Raw genomic sequence first — 12,859 nt, forward strand, 5'->3', positions numbered from 1 at the left:
TTTCCGTGGTTGTTCGTGATAGCCAGTGCGCGCACCCCGAGTTAGTTCCGACGGAAAGGGCGATAGGGGCATGGCATCATGTCGACGACACGAGAGCTTCGCATCAACCACAACGGCCTCGCGGACCCACTCGGCGACACCGTGATCGATACCGACCCGAATCGGCGGACATCATCGTGAGAGGGTCGCTCCAGACGGCCGGTGTCCGCTCGACCGCCGCCACTCGACCATGGTGAGCGAGTTCGGTCTCGGGAACATGGGAAAACGTGAATTCGAATTCACGACCGGGGCACTGCGCACTACCGGGTATCTGGGGGTTCTCAAGAGCGCGATCTGCGTGCTGTGCGTGTCCATGGCCGTCTTGGGGACGATCGTCCAGTTTCATCCCTTAGGCCCCCAAGGACTGGAAGTCAGAATCATTCACGGCACGATCCTGGCATCCGCAGTGGTGGTCGGCGTGTGGTGGCAGGTGCGGCCGTGGCCTGGTCATCGCAGCGCGATCGCCTTCGTGGTGTGGGCAGACGTGAGCGTGATCGCGGCGGCGGCACTGACGTCGGCTCCGCAAGCGAGGCTGTCCGCCACCACCCACATGGGGCTCATCGGAGTGTTCGCTGCGTTCCTGCTCGGCTGGCGCGTCCTGGCGCTGCACTGCGCACTGGCGACGACGGCTATCGTCGGATTCACCCTGTGGGCAGTATTCGCCGACCAGGCCACTCTTCTCGATCTTTACATCTACTACGCTCCGGCACTGTCATCTGTCGTGGTGTTGCCGATCGTCATTCAAACCGTCATCGAGGCCGGTCGACGATCCATCAAGAGAACGGCGCGCTTGGCATCTCGTGACCCGTTGACCGGCCTGCTGAACAGGCGGGGCATGTACGCCGCCGCCGACGCCTCCAAGCCGGCATCGTTCGAAGGTCCGATTCTGGTTGTCGTCGCGGCAATCGACGTCGACCGGTTCAAACAGCTCAACGACGGACACGGCCACGACGTGGGTGACCGGGCTCTGCAACTCGTCGCCGGACAACTGCTCGGCATGATCCGATCCGGCGACATTGCCGCACGAACCGGCGGGGACGAATTCGTGGTCATCGCGTATCGCGAGAATGCCAGTGACGTAGACAGTTTCGTCGATCGATGTGCAACTCTTCTGCTCAACAAGACCGACGGCGCAGTGGTCACTACCAGTATCGGCGTCGTGTGCGAGTCGAGCACCGATCGCCACTTCAGCCTCGACTCACTGCTGCGCAACGCGGATTCGGCAATGTACCAGGCCAAACGAAGCGGTGGTCGACTTCTTGTCAGCAAACATCACAGAACCTCGAACCACCACACCACGCTGTGAGGGGTGTGCCGACGGATCACCTGTCCATCAGTACGGCCGAGTCGGCAGTCACGCTCTCATACTCGGGTGTACTCTGCCTCGACGTCACCGTCGAACAGCCTCCAGTAGAAGGCGTTCATCCGCGCCGCGACGGGTGCATGCCTGGCCAAGATCTCGGCGACTTCCGGTGGTATGTCGTCCGCAATGACGCCGCCGGCGCAACGACGTACATACTCGTTGCGAGCGGTGGGGCCGCCGCTCGTCGGCGACGGCACTCCACCGACCGCGGTGACCAACCAGTCGACCAGGAGCATCGCGGCATAGTCGGCGTCATGGGTGGCGTGCCGGTTGGCGAAGGTACGCTCGGCGGCCGACAACTCGAAACGCGGTGATGTGGCCAGCCCGAAATCGCAGAGGTAGATCTGGTGTCCATCGGTACGCATGTTCCCGAAATGCCCGTCCATGTGCAGCAATTCCCTGTCCTCGAGAAATGTCACGACATCCGCGAACTGATGTTCCACCCAGGTGGCCTTGCCTGCCGGACCCTCACGCAGCCAATCGACCACCGAGTGCGGAATGTATTCGAAGAACAGCACGAGACTGCACGTTGCGGCGGCCAGTGCTTCGAGACGAGCGCGGACAGCCGGGCTGCCGCCGTGCGCGGTGACCACCGATTCGATATCGGCGTGTTCGGCGGCTATTGCCGAGCGGCCAGGCAGCACCCTCCAGTGGTACAGCACCGGAAAAGACCGTGTCCGGCCGGCCAGAACTGCGTCGGTGACGATGGTGTTCGCGGCCAACTCTCGCCACGCATTGAAGCTCGGTCCACCGATTCCGTACTGGCAGTGTGTGGGAAGGTCGAACAGATTGGCGGTGGAACCCGGATTGTCGAGCTCCCGATCGGTCAGTGGTATCCGCTTGACGAACACGCTCTCGCCGTCGATCTCGACAAGCACCGCCTCGCCACCGACACCGATGTTCACTACTCTCCCGACGCCCACGAGCTGATCGAGCTCGACATCGCTACGGGATGCCAACGCTGCCGAAAGCCGGTAGTGGAGGGAAGTTCGGCCGACTGTCATCGCACAATTGTGGCACGCTGGGCCCAACCGCCTGTGCGCCCTTTTCGGTAGTCGGGCCTACCGAAAAGGGCGCACACCGGGCGGAGCCCTCTTCAGAATGGAGTCAGTACCGATGACCGACGAACACCTCGACGTCCTGATCGTCGGAGCTGGGTTGTCCGGTATCGGTGCCGCGTATCGGCTGCAGACGAAACTTCCCGACAAGTCCTACGCAATCGTCGAGGCCAGGTCTGCCATCGGCGGAACATGGGATCTGTTTCGCTACCCTGGCATCCGGTCCGACTCCGACATGTTCACCCTCGGCTACCCGTTCCGGCCGTGGACCGGCGAGAAGGCCATCGCCGACGGCGATTCGATCCTGCAGTACGTCCGCGACACCGCCCGCGAGAACCGCATCGACGAGCGAATCCGGTTCGACCGGAAGGTCACAGCTGCCTCGTGGTCGTCGGAAGCTGGGCGGTGGACGATCACCATCTCACCGACCGACGGCGAAATCGAAACACTGACATGCACTTTCTTGTACCTGTGCAGCGGATACTACGACTACGACGCCGGGTATACGCCGAAATTCCCTGGTCTGGAGCGCTTTACCGGAATCGTAGTGCATCCGCAGACATGGCCGGAGGACCTGGACCACGCCGGCAAGAAGGTGGTGGTCATCGGTAGCGGAGCCACCGCAGTCACCTTGGTGCCCAATATGTCTCGCACCGCAGAACACGTCACCATGTTGCAACGCTCCCCCACTTACATCATGTCGCTCCCGTCTCGCGATCGAATCGCCGACGCTGTTCGCGCCGCACTCCCGAAGAGGCTGGCGCACAGTGCCTCCCGCTGGAAGTCCGTGCTGGCGCAGCAGGCGTTCTTCCAGTTGTGCCGACGAAGTCCGACCCGCGCAAAACGGCTTCTGAGGTCGTTGGTTGCACGCCAACTCCCGCCCGGTGTTCCCGTGGACCCCCACTTCCTTCCGACATACGACCCCTGGGATCAGCGGCTGTGTGTCGTTCCGGACGGGGACCTGTTCAGGGCGCTGCGGTCAGGTAGGGCCTCGGTCGAAACCGACCACATCGAGACGTTCACCGAAGCCGGGATAACACTACGGTCCGGCAAAAAGCTCGAGGCGGACATCGTGGTCACCGCGACCGGCTTGACGATGCTGGCGTGTGGTGGCATGTCGATCGAGGTGGACAGCGAACCCGTGACCCTCGGCGACCGGTTCGTCTACAAAGCGATGATGGTCAGTGGTGTCCCGAATTTTGCGATGTGCGTCGGTTACACCAATGCGTCCTGGACGCTGAGAGCAGATCTGACATCGCTCTACGTCTGCCGCCTCTTGGCGGAAATGGATAAGAACGGCTATGTGACGTGCGTGCCGCAGGTGACCGAAGACATGGATCGACTCCCGATCCTGGATCTTGCATCGGGGTACGTCCAACGCGCAGTGGAGGCGTTCCCGAAGCAAGGATCCAAATCTCCGTGGACGATGCGGCAGAACTACGTTCTCGATCGCGCCTGGACCTCCATGGGAAGCCTGAACGATCACATGAGGTTCTCGACGTCAGTCGGCCACGGAGCCTCGGTACCGAGCGGTAAATGACCGTTTTGCACCGGCGTGCCGCACCAGCGGGCAGAAAACTCGAACAGCGCCTCCGAGCACACCGATCGTCAAGCAGAGCAATGATCCGGTAACGGCCGCAACCAAGGCCCCCAGGACGACGATGGTTGACGCTTCCACCACGAGGCCGGCCATTTCGGAGTCGAGCAGGTGCGTTCCCTCGTCTCCAGCATCCATTCCGCTATCGTCCGTCGAATACACGAGGTGAACGTAGAGACTTAAGTCCTGATTAGTGCGAAAATCGGCATCTCATGCCCGCCACCTCGATAATCGCGGACGATCGAGGCGGTCACGACACACCCGCCCTCGGGCAACCAGTTCCAAGGTCACCGCTACCGAACACGTCTGTGCCAGCAACAATCCGCCGAGCACGAGAATTTGAACGGCGCCGGCCTGCAGCGCGGACCCAGTAGCCAGGAGTACACCGACAAACGCTCCCGGAAGGGTGACCAGGCCTACGGTGCGTGTCTGATCCACCCCAGGCAGCAATGCATCCGCAGCAGCCGTTCGCGCTACCTCCCAGCGTGCGTCACGCTCGGAAAATCCTAGGCTCAGCGCGGCTTCCACCTCTCCGTATCGAGCATCGACGGCATCCAGAGCACGTTTGGCAGCCATGGAGGTCGCAGTCATCGCCCCGCCCATCACGATCCCGCCGACCGGCACCAACGCCACACCCTCGAGTGGCACCACTCCGGAGAGGAGCATCAGTGGTAGCACCACACAGATTCCCGACGCCAGAGCCAGAGTCAGCCAGACCCCCGAGAGACCGGAATCCGAACGCCGCACTGCCGTCACCGACGCCGCCGCAAACATCACGACGAGCACTGCGACAGCGGAGAAGATGTGAGCCAAAGCCGCGGCAAGGACGAGTGACACGGCGGCCAACTGCAGTGCGCCACGCACGAGGGCGCCCGGTGCGACGAGCGGGCTACCCAGCTTCGTTACGTGGTAGACCAACGCCGCAAGTGCAACCATTGCGAAACAGAGCGCGAGGAGTCGGACGCCCGAGTCCGCCACGGAAATGCTCATGGCTCACAGTGTTCCCCACGAGCAAGGGCGACCGGGAGTCAGAACACCAGTCCGCGTAGCGCGACGAAGCGCAGGCCACCGACGACGCCACTGACCAATATCACCAGAGTTGCCTGGACCAGACCGTCGGCGCCCGGGAAGATCATGCCGAGCACACTGATCGCCGCTGAACTGGCCGCGAGACCGACCAGCGCGAGCCCTCCACCTTCCCACTGCGCAGTGAACCAGTTGACCCGATCTGCGGCATGGAACGTCAGTCTTCGGTGGAGTTCGTTGGCGAGGATCGTACTGAGCACCGCGCCTACCGCATTGGCGATCAGGGCCCCGTCGCCCCGCAATGCGAGGAAGGCCGCGAAGTACAAGATGTTGCTGGCGCCACCGACGAGGGCGAAGCGCACGAGTTGCGCGAAAGCACCGTCACTGCCGAGCCTGCGTAGCCGGGTGACACCAACGCTCGACATCCGCGCCATCGGGATCGGAGTGTGTCCGGCCCAGATGTCCGTCGTGCTCATATCGGCTTCTCTCGTACAAGTAATCGGAACACCACGTTCCGCTTAGAAATATAGCACTAACGGAACTTATGGTTCCGCTTAGTCCCGTAGGCTGTGTAGATGTCGACAACACACCCCGATGCGACTGTCGCGGGACATTCAGCCGACTCGGCCCCGCCTCGCCTCCGCTCGGATGCGCAGGCCAATCTCGGCAGAATTCTGTGTTCGGCCCGCGAGGTTTTCGCCGCCCATGGCCTCGACGCCACCCTCGCGGACGTCGCGCGCCATGCCGGGGTCGGCGTCGGCACCGTGTATCGACGTTTCTCGAGCAAGGACGAGCTGATCCAGGCACTGTTCGACAACCATTGCGCCGAGATCGAGTCCGTCGCAGCCGCCGCGGGTGACATCGCGAACGCCTGGGACGGACTGCTGTTCTTCGTCGAGACGATGGCGGGACGAATGGCGGACAACCGCGGTTTCGGCGATCTGCTCATGGACGCCCGTTTCGAGTCCGACACCTTCACCCGCGCCCGCAGCAGCATCTTCGGGCACACGGCGGTGCTGGTCGACCGCGCCAAGGAGCAGGGATCGTTACGCGCGGACTTCGACGTGAAGGACATTCCACTCCTGATGCAGATGATCAAAGCAGCTCAGCGGTTCGGCGGCGACGAAGCGCCCGATGCCTATCGCCGATTGCTCGGATTCGTGACCGACGGATTGTGCTCGTCTCGGACCGGGCACTGCGAGCTTCCGGTTCCACCGCTCACAGAACAGCAACTCGATCGCGTTCTGCACCGCTACAAATCGGGTCCGAGCTGCTGACTGAGCACTCTCCCACTCCGGAGAGCGCTCAGGGGACGAGCACCGGTTCGCCGTGGGCCCCATGGAACGTCGCGAAATAGCCTGTCACCCCCTGACCTTGCGCCTGACCGCGAACATTGCGACACCAGAGACGACGATCGCCAGGAACGAGCCGGCACGTACGCCGCCGCGTCGGATCCGTACGGAGATTGCTTCTGCGGTCGAGAAATTACGGTACACCGAAACGGAGACATTGTCTCCGCTTGTCAAGGTAAGGTGTTGGTCATGAGTACCGCAATCGAGCGCCCCCTTCGCGCTGACGCTGCACGAAATCGGCAGCTCATCATCGAAGCCGCCCGCGATCTGTTCGCCGAGGAAGGGATCGACGTCACACTCGACGACGTCGCCCGACGAGCCGGCGTGGGGGTCGGGACGGTCTATCGGCGGTTCGCGAACAAGGAAGAGCTGATCGACGGCGTATTTCAGCAGAACTTCGTCGACATGGCGGCTGCTACCGAAGCGTCACTTGCCAACCCGGATGCGTGGGACGGGTTGGTGACCTTCGCAGAGTTCGCCTGCGAACGAATGGCCGTCAACCGCGGACTCAAGGACGTTCTCAACGGAACCGACGAAGGTTGCACCCAGGTCGCAGACCAACGGTCCATCATCGAACCCGCCGTCGAACAGATCTTCACCCGCGCGCAGGATGCCGGAATGATCAGGTCCGACGCGGTACCTACCGATCTGTTCGGCCTCATCTACATGGTGGGAGCCGTTTCCGAATTCGCCCAGCCGGTCAATCCCACGGTGTGGCGACGGTATCTGTCGGTGGTGCTCGACGGCCTCCTCGCCGAAGGACGGCAACGTGATTCGCTTCCGCTTCCACCGCTGTCCGCCGATCAGTTGCAGTGCGCGAAGTTGCAATTGAGCAGACCACGCCGACGCTGATTCTTACCCGCCGGCCCGCGGGATGACTATCCACATCACCACGTAGATCAGGAACTGCGGGCCCGGAAGAACGCACGAGACGATGAACAGAAGTCTGACCGCCGACGGTTTCCAGCCCACGTAGGCCGCGATACCGGCGCACACGCCGCCGAAAATCCGGCCCGATCGTGCCCGAGTCAGCCGACGTCCGTTCGGAGAAGCCATGACGTAGGGCCTTTCTGTCGAAAATCAGGTTCGGTACCCTGCACTCTCCCCTACCTGGAGTACCGCCGCATCACCCTCCGGTACCGACGATTTCGCCGAATACTCAGGGCACTCCCCCAACCGCGTCACCACGAGACTGCCGATCCGATTTCGAACAGCCTTCCGCAGGAAGGTTTTCCGAAGCCCAGGTGGTGAGCGCTTCGAGGGCGGGCAGCAGCGCGTTTCCCGAATCGGTGAGTTGGTATTCGACGGACACCGGCGGCCCTGCCTCGACACTACGGACCACCAAACCGGCCGCGGAAAGTTCGGTGAGCCGGTCGGAGAGCACGGAATCACTGATGCCGGTCACCGCACGCTTGAGTTCGGAAAATCCCGAGGCCCCATTGGAGAGGAGGGTGCCGAGGATGATTCCGTTCCATCGTTTGCCGAGAAATCCGAAGGCTCGAGCCAGCGCCCCGTCGCAGGCACGAGGCTCGTGTCGAGGGTCACTGATACTTGTCATGCCGTCATCCTACCGGCGGTGCTACCGTATCCATAGTCACTTTGTTTTTACTAGTAACTCGGTTTCTCGAATAAACGAGATCGAGCCTTCACAGAAACGGATTCGCGATCATGTCGATCGACGCAACCACTTCACCGACCACCGCACTCGACGATGCGGCCCTGGCTCAGCTGTTCACACAGGCGCGCACGGCGAATACCTTCTCCGACGAGCCGGTGTCGGACGCCGAACTCACCGCGATCTGGGAACTGGCGAAGTGGGCACCCACCGCTGCCAATACCCAGCCACTGCGCGTGCTGTTCGTTCGTACCGAAGACGGCAAGGCGCGCCTGGTGGAGCACATGGCCGATGGCAACAAGGCCAAGACCGCATCGGCTCCGGCGGTGGCAGTGCTGGCCGTGGACACCCAGTTCCACGAGCACATCCCGACCATCTTTCCCATTCGTCCGGAAATGAAGGATTACTTCGCCTCCGACGAGGCCGCCCGCACCACCACGGCACAATTCAACGCGACACTTCAGGCCGCTTACGTGATTCTGGCGATCCGGGCACGCGGGCTCTTCGCCGGACCGATGGCCGGTTTCGATGCCGCAGGAATCGACGGAGAATTCTTCGAGGACGGTCGATTCAAGACAATTCTGGTGGTCAACCTCGGACATCCCGGCACCGATCCGTGGTTCGATCGCCTTCCGCGCCTGACCGATGACGATGTCATCAGCTGGGCCTGACACAGAGATCGATCTACCTCTGGTAGTTGATGATTCACCGAACGGGAAGGTTCCTCACGGAACCTTCCCGTTCGGCGTAGGGCCGCGATGGATAGCTGCGGAGCGGTCAACCATACACCTTCGGCGCACAGCCCGTGGGCACTTTGATCACGCAATCGTCCAGAATCCGAACAACATCCGACACGCTGCACACAGAATTAGTTGCGGTATCCGAATCTTTGGAGAACAGTCGTAGCAAAGCCCTTGTGCTCTAGCCAGTGTCGGTCTCCTTGTGCACCGGATGGAGTGAGGGGCTGTCCGTTTCGAGTGAGCAGCAGTCCGAAAGTGGGTGGGTTCGGAAAATGGGCACGCTGTGGAGTTTTGTCGTTGAACGAAGACAGCAGTTGTTGACCGATTCGTATCTTCACGTTTCAGCAGTTTTGCAATCCGTGATCATCGCGACAGTAGTCGCCGTCGCGGTCGGGATCCTCGTCTACCGAAGCCCGGTCGGCTCGTCGCTGGCAACCGCGCTGGCCAGCACCATCCTCACGGTCCCGTCGTTTGCACTTCTAGGCCTGCTCATCCCCATCCTCGGGTTGGGCGTCGCCCCTACCATCACCGCGCTGATCCTCTACGCGCTCCTGCCGATCATCAGGAACACGATCATCGGCCTCGATGCCGTCAATCCGGCTATCACCGACGCCGCTCGGGGTGTGGGCATGAATCGACTGCGGGTACTGAGCCGTATCGAACTACCGATAGCCTGGCCGTCGATCCTGACCGGTATGCGCGTCAGCACACAAATGCTCATGGGAATCCTCGCGATCGCGGCGTACGCCAAAGGCCCTGGCCTGGGCAACCTGATCTTTTCGGGACTGTCCCGCGTGGGCAGCCCCAACGCCGTCCCCCAGGCCCTCGTCGGCACCGTTCTCATCGTCGTTCTCGCCTTGATCCTTGACGGCGTTTACGTCGTCATCGGGCGTCTCACCACCTCGAGAGGTCTGAAATGACTGCAACCAACTCATCCGACACTTCGCACGGTGACAAAGTCTCCGGCGTCGAGATCGTGCTCGAATCCGTCACGAAGCGGTACTCGGGGCAGAAGACGCCGGCTGTGGACGATGTCTCGATGACTGTCCCGGCCGGCGAGATCGTCGTGTTCGTCGGCCCGTCCGGCTGCGGTAAGACGACGACCATGCGGATGATCAACCGCCTCATCGAGCCGACGTCGGGCCGCATCACCATCGACGGCCGCGATGCCCTGTCCATCGATCCGGACAAGCTACGGCGCGGTATCGGCTACTCCATCCAGCAAGCCGGACTGTTTCCACACTTCACCATCGCGAAGAACGTCGCCACCGTTCCCGGATTGATCGGTTGGGACAAGAACCGTGTCGCCGCACGTGTCGACGAGATGCTCGATCTCGTCGGTCTCGATCCCGACACCTACCGCAACCGCTACCCACGCCAGCTCTCCGGCGGCCAGCAACAGCGCGTCGGAGTGGCGCGGGCACTAGCCGCTGATCCCCCGATTCTGTTGATGGACGAGCCTTTCGGCGCCGTCGATCCGATCACTCGCGGACTTCTCCAGGACGAGCTGATGCGTCTGCAGTCGGAACTGGGCAAGACCATTGTCTTCGTCACCCATGATTTCAACGAGGCAGTCAAACTCGGTGATCGAATTGCCGTACTGGGCAGCCAGTCTCGGGTGATGCAGTACGACACCCCTGAAGCCATCCTGGCCAATCCGGCAAACGAGATGGTGGCCGGATTCGTCGGGGCCGACGCGTCGTTGAAGCAGCTGACTCTGACCCGGGTTCGACAGATCAAACTCGAGCAATGCCTCACCGCCGGCGAGGACGACTCCGTCGACGACGTCCGCGCGTCGCTGGCGGCGAGAAAGTGGAAGTGGGCCCTGGTGATCGATCAACGAGGACGCCCACTGCGATGGGTAAACCCCGCCCATCTCTCCCACGCGTCGTCGCTGCGCGGAATCGGCAACGAGATCGGTGAAGTCGTTTCCATCCAGTCGACCCTGCAGGACGCACTGGAAGCTCTTCTCGCCGAAAGTAATGCATCCACCGTAGTCACGGGCAGGCGCGGCGAATACGTCGGGCTGATCACCATCGATTCACTGGTAAGCCATCTTTCGGAGATGCGTCTCGAGCATCTACACGACCACGACGACGATCACGTTCCACACTCGGCACCGGGCACCGAGCCGAATCCACGAGTAGCGGTCAGCGAGGGTCACGCATGAGCGCCCCCGTCGACGAACAGGCTTCGCCCCCTGGCCCCGGTGGTTCCGTCCCCGATCCAACCACTCCCGATCCCACCACTCCCGATCCCACCACTCCCGATCCCACCACTCCCGATCCCACTGTGTCCGAGAACGCGGCAACGCGAAGAGCCGAACGTGCCCGACTGTTCGTCCAACCTATCATCGTCCTGATTCTTGCTGCGGGAGTAATCATCTGGGCGTTTTCACGCGATCTCACCGCAACTCAGAAGGCGAGTATCAACGCGAGCAACATCGCCACCCTGACGTGGCAGCACGTCACCATCACCGCGGCGGTGGTGGTCATCGTGGTCGCGGTGGCGGTTCCACTCGGGACCATGCTCACCCGGCCGAGATTCACCCGACTTGCCCCCCTGTTCGTCGGCGTTGCCAACATCGGCGCGGCGGCCCCTGCCATCGGTCTCCTCGTCTTGTTCTACCTCGCAACCAGAACCACCGGATTCTGGATCGGTGTGCTACCCATCGCGTTCTACTCGTTGCTCCCGGTATTGCGGAACACGATCCTCGGATATCAGCAGGTGGACAAGACACTGATCGACGCCGGACGCGGCCAGGGGATGTCTTCGTCGGCGATTCTGCGTCAACTCGAATTCCCGATGGCTGTTCCCTACATTCTCGCCGGCCTACGTACGTCGCTGGTGCTCGCGGTCGGTACCGCTACGCTGTGCTTCCTCGTCAGTGCGGGCGGGCTGGGCATCATGATCGACACCGGGTACAAGTTGCGCGACAACGTGACTCTGGTAGTCGGTGCCGTACTGGCGGTCTCCCTCGCCCTGCTCATCGACTGGCTCGGCGCTCTCGCCGAACGATACCTGGGGCCGAAGGGACTGCGATGAAAGCAAGACTCACCCACGGTTGGAAAATTGCCGTTGCAACACTGGCGGTCGTCTCCGTGGCATCATGTGGGCTCGAATCCGGAGGCGCGCTGCCCCTGTCCGTCAACCCGGGCAGTATTCAACCGATCCCCGAACTGCAGGGCGTCAAGGTCACGGTGGGGTCCAAGGATTTCACCGAACAGATAGTGCTCGGATACATCATCGAGTTCGCACTCTCCGCCGCCGGAGCCGACGTGCGCGATCTGACGAACATCCAGGGCTCCAACAGCACTCGCGACGCGCAGTTGAACGGCCAGGTGGACGTGACGTACGAGTACACCGGAACCGGTTGGATCAATTATCTGGGTAACGAAACCCCGGTCCCCGATCCCCGGGCGCAGTACGAGGCCACCCGCGACGCCGACCTGGCGACCCATGACATGGTGTGGAGTGACCCGGCGCCGATGAACAACACGTATGCGCTGGCGATGAGCCGGGACACCGCCACACGAACCGGCGTGAAGACGATCTCCGATTACGCCCGCCTCGTGGAATCGGATCCGGGTGCTGCGGTGACATGCGTGGAAACCGAATTCAACGTCCGCCAGGACGGGTATCCGGGTCTGGCCGCGAAATACGGCTTCGATGCCGGCCGCTCGCAACGGAGCATCCTCCAGTCCGGCATCATCTACCAGGCGACGGCCGACGGGGACCAGTGCAAGTTCGGTGAGGTGTTCACCACCGACGGGCGCATCATCGCTCTCGATCTGGTGCTACTCGACGACGACCTCGCTTTCTTCCCCAAGTACAACCCGGCGATCGTCGTCAAGAAGAACTTCTCGCAAGCACACCCGGAGATCTCACAAGTGATGGCACCCATCTCGGCGCTCCTCACCAACGACGTGATCACCGAGATGAACCGGCAAGTCGACGTCGACGGCCGCGAACCCGCCGACGTGGCGCGGGACTGGCTGGTGTCGGAAGGGTTCGTCACGGTCGGATAAGTCGGCATCGACAGCAATGCGCGAGATTGGCGCCGAATCGG

At 62.1% G+C, this 12,859-nt stretch carries 14 protein-coding genes; 9 read left to right on the forward strand and 5 right to left on the reverse strand.

From position 1 onward, the window contains the following. Window positions 1-256 precede the first annotated feature (256 nt). Window positions 257-1,345 (forward strand): GGDEF domain-containing protein, encoded by a 1,089-nt coding sequence (locus ABH922_RS19520; RefSeq protein ID WP_424808482.1) that lies wholly within the window; start codon window positions 257-259, stop codon window positions 1,343-1,345. Window positions 1,346-1,401: 56 nt separating this feature from the next. Here ABH922_RS19520 and ABH922_RS19525 read toward each other — a convergent pair whose 3' ends face one another. Beyond that, window positions 1,402-2,406: a serine/threonine protein phosphatase gene (locus ABH922_RS19525; RefSeq protein ID WP_424808483.1), complete on the reverse strand. Its 1,005-nt coding sequence runs from the start codon at window positions 2,404-2,406 to the stop codon at window positions 1,402-1,404. A gap of 112 nt (window positions 2,407-2,518) precedes the next feature. Between ABH922_RS19525 and ABH922_RS19530 the strand changes: the two genes are divergently transcribed. Next, entirely contained in the window at window positions 2,519-4,000 is a 1,482-nt protein-coding gene (locus tag ABH922_RS19530; RefSeq protein WP_424808484.1) for a flavin-containing monooxygenase, read from the forward strand. A 267-nt stretch (window positions 4,001-4,267) separates the two neighbouring features. On the opposite strand, the gene ABH922_RS19535 is transcribed toward ABH922_RS19530, so the two are convergent. After that, window positions 4,268-5,047 carry an ABC transporter permease gene (locus ABH922_RS19535; RefSeq protein ID WP_424808485.1) on the reverse strand — a complete coding sequence of 260 codons (780 nt, stop codon included), beginning with the start codon at window positions 5,045-5,047 and terminating at the stop codon, window positions 4,268-4,270. 38 nt (window positions 5,048-5,085) lie between these two features. Continuing rightward, window positions 5,086-5,517: a GtrA family protein gene (locus ABH922_RS19540; protein WP_424809731.1), complete on the reverse strand. Its 432-nt coding sequence runs from the start codon at window positions 5,515-5,517 to the stop codon at window positions 5,086-5,088. Window positions 5,518-5,658: 141 nt separating this feature from the next. Between ABH922_RS19540 and ABH922_RS19545 the strand changes: the two genes are divergently transcribed. Further along, window positions 5,659-6,360, forward strand: coding sequence for a TetR/AcrR family transcriptional regulator (locus ABH922_RS19545; RefSeq protein ID WP_424808486.1), 702 nt, complete (start codon window positions 5,659-5,661; stop codon window positions 6,358-6,360). Window positions 6,361-6,624: 264 nt separating this feature from the next. Further along, window positions 6,625-7,287 carry a TetR/AcrR family transcriptional regulator gene (locus ABH922_RS19550; protein WP_424808487.1) on the forward strand — a complete coding sequence of 221 codons (663 nt, stop codon included), beginning with the start codon at window positions 6,625-6,627 and terminating at the stop codon, window positions 7,285-7,287. Window positions 7,288-7,290: 3 nt separating this feature from the next. Here the strand turns inward: ABH922_RS19550 and ABH922_RS19555 are convergent, their stop codons facing one another. Together ABH922_RS19555 and ABH922_RS19560 are read right to left on the reverse strand one after the other, a co-directional pair. Continuing rightward, a complete protein-coding gene (locus ABH922_RS19555) occupies window positions 7,291-7,491 on the reverse strand; it encodes a PspC domain-containing protein (RefSeq protein WP_424808488.1) in 201 nt (66 codons plus the stop codon). Window positions 7,492-7,594: 103 nt separating this feature from the next. Continuing rightward, the gene (locus ABH922_RS19560; RefSeq protein ID WP_424808489.1) at window positions 7,595-7,993 is read right to left on the reverse strand and encodes a winged helix-turn-helix transcriptional regulator; all 399 of its coding nucleotides are present in this window, start codon (window positions 7,991-7,993) and stop codon (window positions 7,595-7,597) included. 110 nt (window positions 7,994-8,103) lie between these two features. Between ABH922_RS19560 and ABH922_RS19565 the strand changes: the two genes are divergently transcribed. The 5 genes from ABH922_RS19565 to ABH922_RS19585 all read left to right on the forward strand — a co-directional run bounded on the left by ABH922_RS19565 (window position 8,104) and on the right by ABH922_RS19585 (window position 12,818). Beyond that, the gene (locus ABH922_RS19565) at window positions 8,104-8,721 is read left to right on the forward strand and encodes a malonic semialdehyde reductase (protein WP_424808490.1); all 618 of its coding nucleotides are present in this window, start codon (window positions 8,104-8,106) and stop codon (window positions 8,719-8,721) included. A 341-nt stretch (window positions 8,722-9,062) separates the two neighbouring features. After that, complete coding sequence (locus tag ABH922_RS19570; protein ID WP_424808491.1) at window positions 9,063-9,710, forward strand: ABC transporter permease; 648 nt, start codon at window positions 9,063-9,065, stop codon at window positions 9,708-9,710. Next, complete coding sequence (locus ABH922_RS19575; protein WP_424808492.1) at window positions 9,707-10,960, forward strand: ATP-binding cassette domain-containing protein; 1,254 nt, start codon at window positions 9,707-9,709, stop codon at window positions 10,958-10,960. Before ABH922_RS19570 ends, ABH922_RS19575 begins: the two co-directional genes overlap by 4 nt. After that, window positions 10,957-11,835: an ABC transporter permease gene (locus ABH922_RS19580; protein WP_424808493.1), complete on the forward strand. Its 879-nt coding sequence runs from the start codon at window positions 10,957-10,959 to the stop codon at window positions 11,833-11,835. Before ABH922_RS19575 ends, ABH922_RS19580 begins: the two co-directional genes overlap by 4 nt. After that, window positions 11,832-12,818, forward strand: coding sequence for a glycine betaine ABC transporter substrate-binding protein (locus ABH922_RS19585; RefSeq protein WP_424808494.1), 987 nt, complete (start codon window positions 11,832-11,834; stop codon window positions 12,816-12,818). The genes ABH922_RS19580 and ABH922_RS19585 overlap by 4 nt, the downstream gene beginning before the upstream one ends. The last annotated feature ends 41 nt before the right edge of the window (window positions 12,819-12,859 follow it).

The organism is Rhodococcus sp. 27YEA15, from assembly GCF_049739425.1.
Classification (GTDB): domain Bacteria; phylum Actinomycetota; class Actinomycetes; order Mycobacteriales; family Mycobacteriaceae; genus Rhodococcus_F.

What these genes read in the sequence shown, in the direction of transcription:
- ABH922_RS19520 (WP_424808482.1), top strand. Translation starts at nt 257, where the DNA reads ATGGGAAAACGTGAATTCGAATTCACGACCGGGGCACTGCGCACTACC.
- ABH922_RS19525 (WP_424808483.1), bottom strand. Translation starts at nt 2,406, where the DNA reads ATGACAGTCGGCCGAACTTCCCTCCACTACCGGCTTTCGGCAGCGTTG.
- ABH922_RS19530 (WP_424808484.1), top strand. Translation starts at nt 2,519, where the DNA reads ATGACCGACGAACACCTCGACGTCCTGATCGTCGGAGCTGGGTTGTCC.
- ABH922_RS19535 (WP_424808485.1), bottom strand. Translation starts at nt 5,047, where the DNA reads ATGAGCATTTCCGTGGCGGACTCGGGCGTCCGACTCCTCGCGCTCTGT.
- ABH922_RS19540 (WP_424809731.1), bottom strand. Translation starts at nt 5,517, where the DNA reads ATGGCGCGGATGTCGAGCGTTGGTGTCACCCGGCTACGCAGGCTCGGC.
- ABH922_RS19545 (WP_424808486.1), top strand. Translation starts at nt 5,659, where the DNA reads ATGTCGACAACACACCCCGATGCGACTGTCGCGGGACATTCAGCCGAC.
- ABH922_RS19550 (WP_424808487.1), top strand. Translation starts at nt 6,625, where the DNA reads ATGAGTACCGCAATCGAGCGCCCCCTTCGCGCTGACGCTGCACGAAAT.
- ABH922_RS19555 (WP_424808488.1), bottom strand. Translation starts at nt 7,491, where the DNA reads ATGGCTTCTCCGAACGGACGTCGGCTGACTCGGGCACGATCGGGCCGG.
- ABH922_RS19560 (WP_424808489.1), bottom strand. Translation starts at nt 7,993, where the DNA reads ATGACAAGTATCAGTGACCCTCGACACGAGCCTCGTGCCTGCGACGGG.
- ABH922_RS19565 (WP_424808490.1), top strand. Translation starts at nt 8,104, where the DNA reads ATGTCGATCGACGCAACCACTTCACCGACCACCGCACTCGACGATGCG.
- ABH922_RS19570 (WP_424808491.1), top strand. Translation starts at nt 9,063, where the DNA reads ATGGGCACGCTGTGGAGTTTTGTCGTTGAACGAAGACAGCAGTTGTTG.
- ABH922_RS19575 (WP_424808492.1), top strand. Translation starts at nt 9,707, where the DNA reads ATGACTGCAACCAACTCATCCGACACTTCGCACGGTGACAAAGTCTCC.
- ABH922_RS19580 (WP_424808493.1), top strand. Translation starts at nt 10,957, where the DNA reads ATGAGCGCCCCCGTCGACGAACAGGCTTCGCCCCCTGGCCCCGGTGGT.
- ABH922_RS19585 (WP_424808494.1), top strand. Translation starts at nt 11,832, where the DNA reads ATGAAAGCAAGACTCACCCACGGTTGGAAAATTGCCGTTGCAACACTG.